This window comes from Sphingomonas xanthus (genome assembly GCF_007998985.1).
Classification (GTDB): domain Bacteria; phylum Pseudomonadota; class Alphaproteobacteria; order Sphingomonadales; family Sphingomonadaceae; genus Sphingomicrobium; species Sphingomicrobium xanthum.
The window spans coordinates 2,084,251-2,098,683 of sequence record NZ_CP041659.1; the positions used below are offsets into that span (position 1 = coordinate 2,084,251).

Genomic DNA, 14,433 nt, shown 5'->3' on the forward strand with positions numbered 1-14,433 from the left:
TTGGAGTGCGAATAAGACAGAAGGGTGACCGCCATCGGCGAGCGTCGCCCGTCCATCGAAAACCGCTTCGGAAAATCCCCACCCCAAATCGCGCCACCTCGCGCGACCCATGGGTGCTGGCCTATAGAAAAACCCTCAGTATTTACAAGAGTGTCCGCAAAGCCTCAGTTTGCTGGCGGATTTCCGTCCAGTCTCCGGCCCATCGCGACGAAGGCGTAGATGAGGGTCGGCACCAGCAGCGCCGACAACACCACCTTGGCAAGCATCTGGCCCAGCAGCAGGTTGGCAATCGGGAAGACGCCGTAGAAGCTGATGGTGATGAACAGTAGCGTGTCGACGATCTGCGAAAGGACGCTCGCCACGCCCGCGCGCAGCCAAAGCAGGCTTCCACCTTCGCGCTTCATCCGGCTGAAGATGGTGACGTTGAGGAACTGCGAAATGCCGTAGGCGATGATCCCGCCGATCCAGATCCGCGGTGTTGCCATCATCATCATGTTGAACGAATCCTGCCGCTCCTGCGGCATTTCGTGTGACGCGGGCAGCGCCAATACCACCACCGTCAACAGGATCGAGGCGATCAGCGGGATAAAGCCGATCGCGACCAGCCGGTTGGCGGTCTCGCGACCATGAATCTCGGCCACCGCGCTCGACGTCGTCACCAGCATCAGGAAGGCGAAGATCCCCGCCTCGACCGCGAGCGGGCCAAGCGCGACCTGCTTGTTGGCAAGCACGCCGGCAATGCACACCATGCCGCCGTAGAAAATGGAGAAGACGAACAGGGAACGGGACATGGGCTGCGCCTGGGCTTGATCGGTCATGGGGGCGAAGGCCTAGCGGCTTCGCGGCGGCCTGCAAGCCATTTCCGTTTGACCCTGCCCCGGCGCGCGGTTAGGCGGGCGCGCTTTTCCTTAAAAACAACAGGGACTTCCCCCTCGCCATGGCCGACGCCTCGCTCGACATTGTTGCCATGGGAGACGCGATCGTCGACGTCATCGCCAGTGCCGACGATGAATTCCTGAAGCGCCACGGACTGCCCAAGGGATCGATGCAGCTGCTGACGCCGGAGCAGGCCGACGAGCTTTATGGGGCAATGGGCGTGGCTCGCGAAATGTCGGGCGGATCGGCTGCCAACAGCATGGCCGGGGTCGCGGCGATGGGGGGCAAGTCGGCGTTCATCGGCCAGGTCGCCAAAGACCAGCTCGGGATTATCTTCGAACATGACATGCGTGCGCTGGGCGTGAAGTTCGACACGCCGCCGCTGGTCGGTGGGCCGCCGACCGGCCGCTGCCTGATCCTGGTGACTGCTGACGGGCAGCGAACGATGAACACTTGCCCTGGCGCAAGCCACGAGCTTTGCTCGGCGGCACTCGACCCTGCGCTGATTGCTTCGGCCTCGATCCTGTTCCTGGAAGGGTATCTGTTTGGCCCGGACAAACCCCGGGCGGCGATGATGGAAGCGATCGACATCGCCCATTCCGCCGGCCGCAAGGTGGCGTTCACGCTGAGCGAAAGCGTCTGTATCGCCGGACGCAAGGAGAGCTTTGCGGCAATGATCGACGGTGGCGGAGTCGACCTGTTGTTTGCCAATGAGGACGAAGCGCTTCAGCTAACCGGCCGCACCGACCTTGATTCCGCGCTGGCCGAATTGCGCGCGAAAGTGCCGGTGCTGGTCATCACCAGTGGTCCCGAAGGCGCGACCGCGATCGCCGGCGGACAGCGTATTTCAATCCCGGCTGCGCCGGTCCGACAGGTCGTCGATACGACGGGGGCAGGGGACTTGTTTGCCGCCGGTTTCCTTACCGCCCATTGCCGCGGGGCCGGGCTGGAACGCTGCCTGTGGACCGGCGCCATCGCCGCCGGCGAGGTGATCCAGCACTATGGCGCCCGCCCGATTGTCGATCTCAAGACGCTGGTGCAGCTATGACCCGGATCCGTCGCGTGGCGGTATATTGCGGGTCCGCCAACGGCGCGAATTCCGCCTTCGCCGACGCCGCCCGCGACCTTGCCCGGGAAATGGTCGGCCGGGGGATCGACCTTGTCTATGGCGGCGGCCGGCTCGGGCTGATGGGGATCGTTGCCGATGAAGTGCTGGCGGCGGGCGGCGAGGTATTCGGCGTCATTCCGCGCACGCTGGTCGACCATGAGGTCGCACACCTCGGCTGCACCGAACTCCATACCGTCGGCAACATGCATGAGCGCAAGGCCAAGATGACGGAGTTGTGTGACGCCTTTGTCGCGCTGCCTGGCGGTATCGGCACGCTCGACGAATTGTTCGAGGCCTGGACCTGGAACGCGCTCGGCTATCACGCAAAGCCCTTTTGCCTGCTCAATGTCAATGGTTTCTGGGACGGGCTTGCCGGCTTCATGGACCATGTATCCGCCAGCGGTTTCCTGAGCCAGGCTCGCCGGCTCCAGCTGCTCAAGGCCGAGAGTCCGCAGGCCGCGCTCGACCTACTGGACGAAGCGGCAAAAAGCGCGGCACAAGGCGTGACCTGGTAATCCACGCCCGGGGGAGGGGCGGCATTTCATGAATCAGTTGCTTGGGCTTGTCGGCCTTGCCGTCATCATCCTTATCGCCGTCATTTTTTCGTCGAACCGCAAGGCGATCCGCCTGCGCGTCGTCGGCGCAGCGTTCGCACTACAGGCGCTGCTCGCCTTCCTCGTCCTGCGCACACCCTGGGGGCGGGCAGCGATCCAGTGGATGTCGGACGGGGTGGCGAACCTCCTGGGCTATGCCACCAAGGGCACCGAATTCCTGTTCGGGCCCACCGCCTCCAACCCACTTGCGAACACCTTCGCCATCGCCGCGCTTCCGGTAATCATCTTCTTCGCCTCGCTGGTCGCGATCCTCTACCATCTGGGGATCATGCAGCGCGTCGTGCGCTGGGTCGGCGGTGCGATCGGCAAGGTGACGGGGATCAGCCGGGTCGAATCGCTCGGCGCGGCCGCCAACATCTTTGTCGGCCAGTCGGAAAGCCCTCTGGTTGTGCGCCCCTACCTTGCCGCCCTTCCGCCAAGCCATTTGTTCACGCTGATGACAGTCGGCATGGCCGGCGTCGCGGGCACTATCCTTGCCGCTTATGCCGGGCTGCTGGGCAATGAATATCTGCCCTATCTGCTCGCCGCCGCTTTCATGTCGGCGCCGGGGGGAATCCTGATGGCCAAGTTGATCATGCCCGACGAGCCTGCCGGCGAGAACGAGCTGGCGCTGGAAGGCGGCGGTGTGGCGGCCGCGCCCGAAGACCAGATCGAAGTTCATACCTTTGAAGAGGGCGAGCGACCGGCCAATATCATCATGGCTGCCGCGCAAGGCGCGCAGACGGGCGTCAAGCTGGCCGTTGCGGTCGGCGCGATGGTGTTGTCCTTTGTCGCGCTAGTGGCGCTGGCCAACGGCATCCTCGGCGGCATCGGCGGCTGGTTCGGCTATCCCGAACTCAGCTTCCAGCAGGTCGTCGGAACGCTCTTTTCGCCGGTCATGTACCTGATCGGCATTCCGTGGAGCGAAGCCGGCGCGGCGGGCGGCCTGTTTGGTACGAAGATCGTGCTCAACGAGTTTGTCGCCTTTATCGATCTTGGCGCGATGGAGGCGGGCGCCCTTAGCGACCGCAGCCGCGCGATCATCACCTTTGCGCTGTGCGGCTTTGCCAATTTCAGCTCGATCGCCATCCAGATGGCGGTGACCGGCAACCTGGCGCCCAACCAGCGGCCGATGATCGCCAAGCTGGGCCTTCGCGCCCTGCTTGCCGGTTCGCTGGCCAACCTCATGAGCGCGGCATTGGCCGGGCTGATGATTAGCTGAAATTTCGCCTGACTGCAGTCAATTGCCCGCACGCCGCGGGGAGAGTAAGGGCGCGCCCATGACCGACCTAATCAGCAGTGACCAGATCGCCTCCGTTTCCCTGCCGGACGCCGACAAGGATCCGCAGGGCTTTGCCCAGGAGCTTGGCCAAAGCTTCGTGGACTATGGGTTCGCGATCGTCCGCGACCATGGCATTCCCCAGGACCTGATCGACCGGGCCGAGGAACTGTCGAAGCAATTCTTCGCGCTGCCCGACGCGGTAAAGCAGCAATATCTCATTCCTGGCGGCGGCGGCGCGCGTGGCTATACCGCCTTCGGCGTCGAAACCGCCAAGGGCGCGACCGCGTTCGACCTCAAGGAATTCTGGCACGTCGGCCGCGAACTGGCCCCCGGGCATCCCTTCCGCGAGGTGATGGCCGACAATATCTGGCCGAGCGAAATTCCCGAGTTCAAGCAGACCTTTCTCGAGCTTTACGACGCGTTCGACGCGGCTGGCGTGAAAGTGCTCCGAGCGATCGCCCGCTTCCTCAAGGTCGACGAGGATTATTTCACCGACACCGTCCGCGACGGCAATTCGGTGATGCGCCTGCTCCATTACCCCGCTCAGGACGAGCCGACCGGAAATCATATCCGCGCCGGGGCGCATGAGGACATCAACACCATTACCCTGCTGCTTGGCGCCGAGGAAGCGGGACTTGAGCTCAAGACGAAAGACGGTCGCTGGATCCCCGTCAGCCCCAAGGCCGGCGAACTGGTCATCAACATTGGCGATATGCTGCAGCGGCTGACCAACGGCGTGCTTCGCTCGACGAGCCATCGGGTGGTCAACCCGGCGCCGGACCGGGCCAGCCATGCGCGCTTTTCGATGCCCTTCTTCCTCCACTTCCGCCCCGATTTCGTGATCGAGGCACTTCCGGGCACGGTGCCGGCGGGCGAGGAGCCGAAGTGGCCGCCAATCAGCAGCCATGACTATCTCCAGGAGCGGCTTCGCGAGATCAAGCTCAAGTGAGGATCGGGCGGGCCTGACCTTGGTGCGCCTAGGCCGTTTGATCGGGGCATTGGCGCGCTAATTATGCTATAATCAGGGTCTGCTTACGGGCGACGATGCTGCCGGCGGACCTGCGCTGCCCTGAGACAAGATTTTTCGCGTCCGCCCCAGGGAGGACAGCGATGCCTGACGAAATCATTTCAACCCTTGACCGGCCTGACCGGGCAAGCGCTCCGAGCGCCAGCGCGATCGGGACGATCCTCCTGCACGTCCAGAACGACCGCTCGCTCGGCGATCGGCTGGAATCCGCGCTGAGCCTTGCCCGGGCCTGCACCGCGCATATCCATTGCGTGCATGTCACGCCGGTCGAAGCCTTCATGGCATTCGACGCGTTCGGCGGCGTGTTCGTGATGAACGATGTCGTCCGTGCGCTCGACGAGGACGAGACAAAGCTGCGCGAGAGGATCGAGCGCGAACTGGCGAACGAAGATGTCACCTGGGATTATGAAAAGGTCACTGGCGGCGTGGCGCCTCAACTGGTCCGTCATGGCGCGCTCGCCGACATCATCGTCACCGGAAGGGTCGATCATGGGGGCACCGCGATACCGCTGAATAGCGCGGCCATCGGGGATATCCTGCACCAAAGCCGGACGCCCCTGTTCCTCCCGGCGAACGGCGGCGGCGCGGTCGATCCGTTTGGTCATGCGCTCATAGCCTGGGACGGCAGCTCCGAGGCCTCCAACGCGGTCCGTGCCTCGCTTGGCCTGCTATCGCTGGCCTCGAGCGTCCAGGTCATCCAGATCAGCGAAGAAGGCAAGCAGGGCGAGTTCCCGAGCACCCGGCTGCTCGAATATCTGTCCCGCCATTCCATCCATGCCGAGCTCCGCGTCGAAACGGCAAGTACCAGTCGCGGCGATGCCGTCGCCGACCTGCTACTCGCGCATGCCCGCGAGACCAAGGCGGCCTATTTGGTGATGGGCGGCTACGCCCACAGTCGGATAGGCCAATATCTGTTTGGCGGGGTCACGCGCTCGCTGCTCGATCATAGCGAGTTGCCGTTGGTGATCGGCCGCTGACGCTCAGCCCGCGTCGGCAAGGTTGGCGGGCCCGAATCCATGCGGGATGAGGGCCGAAAGCAGGTGGCGCTCCACGCGGCTCCCGTCACCGCTGGCGCATAAGATCTCGATGTCGCGACCGCCCAGTTGGGCCGCCTCGAGGATTGCCTGCCTGCACCCGCCGCAAGGTGTGACCGTGCTGCCTCCAGCCAGTTCGCTGCCCGATCCGTCGCCTCCGGCAACCGCGATCCGCGCGACCTTTTCGAGGCCGAACATGTGCGCGGCAATTGTCAGGGCGCTCTGCTCGGCGCACAGGCCAAGCCGATAACAGGCGTTTTCCATATTGGCGCCGGTCACAACCGAACCGTCGACGCTTTCGATCGCGCAGCCGACCGAGAATCGGGAATAAGGGGCGTAGGCCTTGAGGGCGGCGGCGCGCGCGGCAGCGATCAATTCGTCATCAGTCATGGCCTTGTCTTGTGGCGCGCGCTAAGCGCTGCGGCAATGCCAAGTTGGAGTTCGCCGATGGCCCGTCTGCTTTTCGCCATTCCCCTGCTGTTCGTCGCAGCTTGCGTGCAAGCGCCGCCTGGAACCCCGGTTCCGCCTTCACCGACTGCCGGGCCGATCGAGGTGCAGGTGCTTGGCATCAATGATTTCCACGGCAACCTCGAGCCGCCCAAAACGACAGTCGATGCGACACTGCCGGGCGGCGCGATCGCCAAGATCCCGGTGGGCGGCGTGGCCTATTTGGCCACTGCGGCGCAGTCCCTGCGCAACGGTCATCCGCGCAGCGTCACCGTCTCGGCCGGCGACATGGTCGGTGCATCGCCGCTCGTATCTTCGCTGTTTCTTGACGAACCGGCGATCGAGGCGATGGAGGAGGTTGGGGTCGAGTTCAACGCCGTCGGCAACCATGAATTCGACCGGGGCAGCGCCGAGCTCGTCCGCCTCCAGTCTGGAGGTTGCGCCCAGCACACGATGCGCAAACCCTGTGTGGTGGAGCCCTTCGACGGAGCGGATTTCCAGTTCCTGGCTGCCAATGTCCGCGCTTCCAGTGGCCGGACATTGTTTCCCGGCACCGCGATCAAGGATTTCGGCGATGTCCAGATCGGCATCATCGGCATGACCCTCAAGGAAACCGCTTCGCTCGTTACCCCGGCGGGTGTAGCGGGCCTGACGTTCGAGGATGAGGCGGCGACCGTAAACGCGGCCATCCCGGCGCTTAAGGCCGCCGGCGCGGATGCGATCCTGGTGCTGATCCACCAGGGCGGGCGAACAACCGGCGGATATAATGACAAGAGTTGCCCCGGGCTTGACGGCGACATCATGCCGATCATCGCCAGGCTCGACCCTGCTGTCGACCTCGTCGTATCAGGCCATACGCATTACGCCTATGTCTGCCACATCGCGCGCACCGCAGGACGCCCGCTGCTGCTGACCAGCGCCGGTCGGTACGGCACGATGATCAGTGATATCCGACTGCAGTTCGACGCCGAAGGCCGGCTGCAACACTCCAGCGCGGACAATATCCTCGTTCAGGGGGAAGGCTTTGCGGGGCCAGGCGGGCAAGTACCGGTCCATCCCGCTTTCCCGGTCTTCGCAAGGCATCCGGCGACTGCCGCGCTGGTCGACAAATATACCGCAGCCGCCCTTCCGCTGACGCAGCGCGTCGTGGGTTCGCTAGACGGCCCGATTACCAAGGAGGCGAATGAGGATCGCGAACTGACCGGGGGCAATTTCATCGCCGATGCTCAACTTGCGGCAACCCGCCAGCTGGGCGCGCAGATCGCCTTCTCCAACACCGGGGGGGTGCGCGCCGACATCGTTCCCGGGAAGGGCGGAGCCGTAACCTTTGGCCAGATTTTCGCGATGCAGCCGTTCGGAAACAGTCTGGTCGTGCTGACGCTCAGCGGCGCCCAGCTGAAAGCGTTGCTGGAACAGCAGTTCGACAGCGGCACTAACACCGTCGCCCGGCCCAACATGCTGCTTCCAAGCGAGGGCTTCCGCTTCGCCTATGACCTTTCCAGGCCGGCGGGTGAGCGGATCGTCGACATGCGATTGCACGGTCGCCGCATCGTCCCGACCGCTACCTACAAGGTAACGGTGGTCAACTTCCTTGCCAGCGGCGGCGATAATTTTTCTGTCTTGAAAGGCGCAAGCGCGGTCGTGGATGCCAACATCCTCGATGTTGACGCGACAGAGGCCTATTTGAAGGCGGGCGGGAACGTCCCCAGTCTCGGACGCATCGACGACCGCACGCCGCGCAGCTAGGGCCGCGGCGGCCGCGCCAGCGCTGGCCGCTATCGCAGCGGCGGCTCATCGAAGCTGCGCAGCTTGCGGCTGTGCAGCCCGTCACCTTCTTCGCGAAGAAGGTCAAGCGTTTCGATTCCGATGCGCAGATGCTGACTGATTGCCCGTTCGTAAAAGGCGTTGGCCTGGCCGGGCAACTTCAATTCACCGTGGAGCGGCTTGTCCGAGACGCATAGCAGGGTCCCATAAGGCACCCTGAAGCGGTAGCCCTGCGCCGCAACCGTAGCCGATTCCATGTCGATCGCCACCGCACGGCTCTGGTTGAAGCGCAGTGCGCTGAGCGTGTAGCGAAGTTCCCAGTTGCGATCGTCAGTGGTAACCACAGTGCCGGTGCGAAAGCGGGACTTGAGTGCTTCTTCACCTTCGCCGGTCACGGTCAACGCAGCATTGTAGAGCGCGGTCTGCACCTCGGCGATGGCCGGGATCGGGATTTCCACCGGCAGGACGTCATCAAGCACATGGTCATCGCGCAGATAGGCATGAGCAAGGACATAGTCGCCGATGGTCTGGCTGGGGCGAAGGCCGCCGCAATGGCCGATCATCAACCAGGCCTCAGGCCGGATCACCGCGATATGGTCGCAGATCGTCTTCGCGTTTGACGGGCCGACGCCGATATTGACCAGCGTGATCCCGTCACCATCCGGGGTCATCAGATGGTAAGCGGGCATCTGGTGCCGCCGCCACACGCCGGCCGCGATCTGCTCCTCGGCGTCGGCGAGGTCGCCATGCTCGTAAGTGCCACCGGGAACCGACAACATGGTGAAGCGGCTGCCCTTGTCGCGCAGCGCAGCTACGGCAAAGCGGACGAACTCGTCGACATAACGGACATAGTTGGTGAACAGCACGAAGCGCTGGAAATGCTCTGCCGGGGTGCCGGTATAATGTTTGAGCCGGGCAAGGCTGAAGTCGGTACGGAGCGCATCGAACAAGGCGAGCGGACGGGTCGGGTCGAGCGTTACGTCCCATGCGCCGTCAGCCACTTCGTCGCCGATGTGGATGAGATCGGTCGAGGGAAACCAGCGCGACAGCTCGGCGGTCGAAATGCCTTCCAAATCGAGATCGCCGCCGTCGAGGACGTAAGGGTAGGGAATTTCGCTGGCCGACGTGCCGACGCTGATCTTCACCGGATAGTCGCGCACCAGATGTTCAAGCTGTTCGCGCAGATAAGCGCGGAACAGCGCGGGCCGGGCAATCGACGTCGTATAAATGCCGGGCTGGTTCAGCCGCGCGAAAGCGCGCGCCGGCGTCGGCGGCGGGATTTCGGGATCATATTCGACACGAAGTTCGGGGTAGGCGAAGGCGCCGTCGTCGCGTGCGTCGGGATCGGGTCGGACCCCATTCTTAGCGTAGCGGGCAAGCGCGGTGCGAAGGCGGGTGACCGAGGCTTCGTAGCGGGTTTCCAGGTCGTCGAGGATGGATTCGATATTATTCTGTTCTGTCATGAATGGCCCGATTGCCCATAGTTTGTGGCGCTTGCAAGACAGGCCGGGCAAACGCGCCTTCAGACCGGTCGACCCTATGCCGGCGCGCGGGCCCTTGTTGAGAGGCTACAGCGCGCTCAGCGACCGACGGCAACGAAAAAGGGCGGCCCCGGCGGGACCGCCCTTCCTTTGTTCGAAATCCGAACCGCTTAGCGCTTCGAGAACTGGAAACTACGACGGGCCTTGGCCTTACCGTACTTCTTGCGCTCGACGACGCGGCTGTCGCGGGTCAGGAAGCCTTCGCGCTTCACCGCGGTGCGCAGTGCCGGCTCATAGCGCGACAACGCCTGTGCGATGCCATGCTTGACCGCGCCAGCCTGGCCGGACAGGCCGCCACCCTTGACGGTGGCAATGACGTCATACTGTCCCGCGCGATCGGTCACGCCGAACGGCTGGTTGATCACCAGGCGCAACGTTGGACGGGCGAAGTAGATCGACTGATCGCGGCCATTGACCTCGATCTTGCCGGTGCCGGGCTTCAGCCAGACGCGCGCGACGGCATCCTTGCGGCGGCCGGTCGCATAGGCGCGGCCATATTTGTCCAGCTGCTGTTCGCGAAGCGGTGCTTCCGGCTGGATGTTGACCGGCGTTTCGGTGCCCGCATCGGCGGTCTCGACCGTCTTGTCGGTCGCCGTTTCAGCGGCCGGGGTTTCAGCGGCGGCCGGAGCTTCGGCCTGCTGGCCGGTCAGCGCGCCAAGGTCGGAAAGGCTCTTCTTGTCGGCCATCTTATGCGCCCACCTTGTTCTTGCGGTTCATCGACGCGACGTCGAGAAGTTCGGGGTTCTGGCCGCCGTGCGGATGCTCGGTGCCGTTATAGAGGTGCAGCGCGCGCATCTGGTCACGGCCAAGCGGACCGCGCGGGATCATGCGCTCCACGGCCTTCTCCAGGATACGTTCCGGGAAACGGCCCTCGAGGATCTTGCCCGCGGGCACTTCCTTCAAGCCGCCGGCATAGCCGGTGTGCTTGTAGTAGATCTTGTCCTTGAGCTTCTTGCCGGTGAACCGCACCTTGTCCGCATTGATGACGACGACATGGTCGCCGCAATCGACGTGGGGGGTGAAGCTCGGCTTATGCTTGCCGCGCAGGATGTTGGCGATGATCGTCGCCACGCGGCCGACCACCAGATTTTCGGCATCGATCAGATGCCACTTCTTCACCACCTCGGCCGGCTTCGCCGACTTGGTGGTCTTCATCAGCGCCTTCATGGGCTGCGACCTCTTCTTGAAACAGGAAAACGCCACCTTGACGGCAGCGCTTGTGCGCGGCCTAATCGCGGCGAACGGGTAGAAAGTCAAGCAAAAGCGGGGCTTTGTCGACGGGTAATATAATACCGGGTTATCGTTGGGAGGCTGAAACTCCATCCAGGATTTCACGAACGCGAAATGCCAGGTCGGAATAGCCAAACGGCTTGGTTATCAGCTCGACGCCCGGATCGAGGCGGCCATGGTGGAAGATGGCATTGCGTGCATAGCCGGTGGTAAACAGGGTCTTCAGTTTCGGCCGCAACTTCCTGGCTTCGCGGTCAATATCTGCGCCGCTCATGCCGCCCGGAAGAACAACGTCGGTAAACAGGAGGTCGATCGATTCCCCTTTCTGTTCGATCAGGCGCAGGGCGGAGGGCCCGTCATGCGCCTCAAGCACACGGTACCCCAGTTCGCGCAGGACCTGCACCGAATAGGCGCGGACATCGTCATCGTCTTCGCAGACAAGGATGGTTTCATCGCCATTGCCGGCCGAAGCGCCGATGGCATCTTCGACTTCGTCCTCGGGGACCGCGCCCATCAGTCGGGGCAGGTACATCTTGACCGTCGTGCCTTCGTCCGGCTCGGAATAGATGCGGAAATGGCCGCCAGATTGTTTGACGAAGCCGTAGACCATCGACAGGCCCAGACCAGTGCCCCGGCCGACCTCCTTGGTCGTGAAAAAGGGTTCGATGGCCTTGGAAAGCGTCTCCGGATCCATCCCGCTGCCCGTGTCCGAAATGCAGATGACCACATATTGGCCCGGCGAAATTTCCGGATGCCGTGACGTATATTGATGGTCGAGATGGGTGTTCTGGGTCTCGATCGTCAGCTTGCCGCCATCGGGCATCGCGTCCCTGGCGTTGACCGCCAGGTTGATGATCGCGTTTTCGAACTGGTTCGGGTCGACCTCGATCGGCCACACCCGCGGAGCTAGGACGGTCTCGACTTCAACCGTTTCACCCAAAGTGCGATGCAACAGGTCGGACATCGCGGCGACGAGGCGGTTGATGTCGGTGGGGCGGGGCGATAGCGGTTGGCGCCGCGAAAAAGCCAGCAGGCGCTGGGTCAGCGTCGCGGCCCGGGCGGCGCCCGCCAGGGCATTCTCGGCTGCACGCTTCAGCCGCGCCGCATCCTCGGGCAATTGGCGCTTCAACAGGTCGATGTTGCCGGTCACGACCTGAAGCAGATTGTTGAAGTCGTGGGCAATGCCACCTGTAAGTTGGCCCAGCGTTTCCATTTTTTGGGCCTGGCGCAGGGCTTCCTCGGCTTCGCTTCGCCGGGCGATTTCCTCGCTGACCCGCTGTTCGAGCGTCTCGTTGAGCAGCTTCAGCGCGTCTTCGGCCTTGGCGCGTTCCGCCAACTCTGCATTGAGCGAGCGATACAGGCGGGCATTGTCGATGCCGATTGCGGCTTGGGCGGCGATGCCTGTCATCAGTTCTTCGTGCCGCTGCGTGAATTTGCCGGTTTCGGGATGGCCGAAGAACAGGCCGCCGATGACTTCGCCGTCCCGTCCAACGACCGGGACTGCGAGGTAGGACCGGACCGGCAAATGGCCCTTGGGCATTCCTTTATGCGGCGCGTTCTTGGCGTAGCGGGGGTCGGCGGTGATGTCGTCCGAACGGATCGTCCCTTCGCCTTCAAAGGTCGGCCTGAACACCGGCGTTGGCCGGGGCATCCCGAAATTCTCGAAGTCCGACCGTTTCGCCCCCGACAGTGTATACAGGAGCAGCCGCTCGCCCGCGGCATCGATCATGTTGTAGAAGAACGCCCCGAACTTGGCGCCAGTCAGCTCGACCCCGGCATCGGTCACCAGCTGGACCAGCTTTTCAAGGTCAAGCTCGGCAGCCAGGGCCGACCCGGTACGGTTGAGCGTTTCAAGCCGCCGGCTTTCCGCGACGAGCGCATTTTCGGCTTTTTTCCGCTCGGTCAGGTCGACGATCGTGCAACTGGCCCCGACCTGCTCCCCGTCGGAAATGATCGGCGCCACCCAATATTCGACGGGAACGGCGCTTCCGTCCTGGCGGAAAAACACCTCGTCGGGAACATGCGCTACCTTCCCGGTGCTGGCGCACTGGTAGATGGGGCATTCGGTGACGGGATAGGGACTTCCGTCCGGGTGAGTGTGATGGATCAGGTCGTGCAGCTTGCGCCCCAGGACCTCGGATTCGTCCTTGAAGCCCATCATATCGAGGAAACCCTGGCTGACCAAGGTGGTGTGGCCTTCGCGGTCCACCACGTACAGCCCGCCCGGTGCCGAAGCCAGGACCAGGCTTAACCGGTCGCTGTTGGCGCGAAACTCGGCCTTGCGCCGGATATCCTCGGCAATGTTGCGCGCCTCGATGATCGTGCCAATGGGCTTTCCCTGGTCATCGCGGACCGGCGACGCGGTGAAGGCGACCGGATAGAAATGGCCATCCTTGTGGACGAACATTTCTTCGCCGCTAACCTGGTTTTCCTCGGGAAAGGCGCGATCGATCGGGCATTCTTCCAACGGAAAATGGGTGCCGTCGGGGTGGGTGTGGTGGATGACATCATGGAGCGGACGCCCCTGGGTCTCTTCGAACTTGTAGCCGGTTAGGACTTCGGCAGCGCGGTTCATGAAGACACAATGTTGACGATGATCCATCATGAACAACGCCATTTCGGTGTTGTTGATGATGGCATCGAGCCGGCGACTGGTCTCTCGAAGCGCCTCGGTTGCTTCTTTTCGGACAGTTATGTCCCTCAGTCCACCGACATACCGCCAAGGATTGCCGTCCTCGTCCAATACCAGCGTTGCGTCGTTGGCGACCCAACGGATAGCGCCGTCGGGTCGGACGATCCGATACTCATGCTGGAAGGCAACTTGCTCTGTAACGGCTTTTTCGAAAGCTGCGAGGGTCTCCTCACGATCTTCTGGATGAATGAGTTCGCTAGAGCGGTCGAGTGTGATCGTTACATGAGGGGGCAAGCCCATGATCTCGTAATATTCGTCCGAGCAGACCGCCCTATCGCGCTGGAGATCATAGTCGAAGCTTCCGACCCCGCTGACCTTCTGGATCAGCTGGAGCCTGGCTTCGCCTGCGCGCACTTTCTCTTCGGCTTCGACCTGCGCCGAAATTTCAGTGTTCATGCCGAACCAGCGGACCACAGCGCCGCTGGTGTCGCGTACCGGCTGCACTCGCGTCAGGAAAGGACGAAAAATCCCGTCCGCCCCGCGAAGGGGAAAGGTCATCTCGAATGGTTCGCCCGAGGCGATCGATCGCTGCCATCGTTCCATGACAGCCGGCAATCGTTCCGGATCATGGACCGAACGCCACCCCCAGCCTTCCATCTCCTCGGGCGTGGAGCCGCAATATTCATGCCAGCGGCGGTTGTACCAGACGATGTAGCCGTCGCCGTTGGCGATCCAGCAGAGAGTGGGAATATTGTCGGCAAGCAGCCTGAAGCTTTGCTCGTCGGGGATGCCGGCTGGCAATTCTGGGAGGATGTCCTCCACCACCGGAGCGCCTTGCCAGAAGTCCCAACCGAGATCGCCGTGCGATTCTGCCTGCGGGTCTACCGTTTCCAACTCAT

Annotated in this window: 12 protein-coding genes; 6 read left to right on the forward strand and 6 right to left on the reverse strand. The window is 63.1% G+C overall.

Annotated elements, in window-relative coordinates:
• Positions 1-164: 164 nt before the first annotated feature.
• A complete protein-coding gene (locus FMM02_RS10515; protein ID WP_147494792.1) occupies positions 165-818 on the reverse strand; it encodes a queuosine precursor transporter in 654 nt (217 codons plus the stop codon).
• A 119-nt stretch (positions 819-937) separates the two neighbouring features.
• On the opposite strand from FMM02_RS10515, the gene FMM02_RS10520 reads away from it, so the two are divergent.
• The 5 genes from FMM02_RS10520 (at position 938) to FMM02_RS10540 (ending at position 5,863) form a co-directional block, all read left to right on the forward strand.
• Positions 938-1,924, forward strand: a complete 987-nt coding sequence (locus FMM02_RS10520; RefSeq protein ID WP_147494793.1) for an adenosine kinase — start codon at positions 938-940, stop codon at positions 1,922-1,924.
• 5 nt (positions 1,925-1,929) lie between these two features.
• A complete protein-coding gene (locus tag FMM02_RS10525; RefSeq protein WP_222703845.1) occupies positions 1,930-2,499 on the forward strand; it encodes an LOG family protein in 570 nt (189 codons plus the stop codon).
• Between the two features lie 28 nt (positions 2,500-2,527).
• Positions 2,528-3,799 (forward strand): NupC/NupG family nucleoside CNT transporter, encoded by a 1,272-nt coding sequence (locus tag FMM02_RS10530; RefSeq protein WP_147494795.1) that lies wholly within the window; start codon positions 2,528-2,530, stop codon positions 3,797-3,799.
• A gap of 58 nt (positions 3,800-3,857) precedes the next feature.
• A complete protein-coding gene (locus FMM02_RS10535; protein ID WP_147494796.1) occupies positions 3,858-4,808 on the forward strand; it encodes an isopenicillin N synthase family dioxygenase in 951 nt (316 codons plus the stop codon).
• A 161-nt stretch (positions 4,809-4,969) separates the two neighbouring features.
• Entirely contained in the window at positions 4,970-5,863 is an 894-nt protein-coding gene (locus tag FMM02_RS10540; RefSeq protein WP_187107770.1) for a universal stress protein, read from the forward strand.
• 3 nt (positions 5,864-5,866) lie between these two features.
• On the opposite strand, the gene FMM02_RS10545 is transcribed toward FMM02_RS10540, so the two are convergent.
• Complete coding sequence (locus tag FMM02_RS10545) at positions 5,867-6,310, reverse strand: cytidine deaminase (RefSeq protein WP_147494798.1); 444 nt, start codon at positions 6,308-6,310, stop codon at positions 5,867-5,869.
• A gap of 57 nt (positions 6,311-6,367) precedes the next feature.
• On the opposite strand from FMM02_RS10545, the gene FMM02_RS10550 reads away from it, so the two are divergent.
• Positions 6,368-8,113 carry a bifunctional metallophosphatase/5'-nucleotidase gene (locus tag FMM02_RS10550; RefSeq protein WP_187107771.1) on the forward strand — a complete coding sequence of 582 codons (1,746 nt, stop codon included), beginning with the start codon at positions 6,368-6,370 and terminating at the stop codon, positions 8,111-8,113.
• A gap of 29 nt (positions 8,114-8,142) precedes the next feature.
• Here the strand turns inward: FMM02_RS10550 and FMM02_RS10555 are convergent, their stop codons facing one another.
• The 4 genes from FMM02_RS10555 to FMM02_RS10570 all read right to left on the reverse strand — a co-directional run bounded on the left by FMM02_RS10555 (position 8,143) and on the right by FMM02_RS10570 (position 14,428).
• Entirely contained in the window at positions 8,143-9,594 is a 1,452-nt protein-coding gene (locus FMM02_RS10555; protein WP_147494800.1) for an AMP nucleosidase, read from the reverse strand.
• Positions 9,595-9,782: 188 nt separating this feature from the next.
• On the reverse strand, positions 9,783-10,358 hold the full coding sequence (rpsI, locus tag FMM02_RS10560; protein ID WP_147494801.1) for a 30S ribosomal protein S9: 576 nt from the start codon (positions 10,356-10,358) through the stop codon (positions 9,783-9,785).
• A 1-nt stretch (position 10,359) separates the two neighbouring features.
• Positions 10,360-10,839 carry a 50S ribosomal protein L13 gene (gene rplM, locus FMM02_RS10565; RefSeq protein ID WP_147494802.1) on the reverse strand — a complete coding sequence of 160 codons (480 nt, stop codon included), beginning with the start codon at positions 10,837-10,839 and terminating at the stop codon, positions 10,360-10,362.
• A gap of 130 nt (positions 10,840-10,969) precedes the next feature.
• Positions 10,970-14,428, reverse strand: a complete 3,459-nt coding sequence (locus FMM02_RS10570; protein ID WP_147494803.1) for a PAS domain-containing hybrid sensor histidine kinase/response regulator — start codon at positions 14,426-14,428, stop codon at positions 10,970-10,972.
• Positions 14,429-14,433 lie beyond the last annotated feature (5 nt).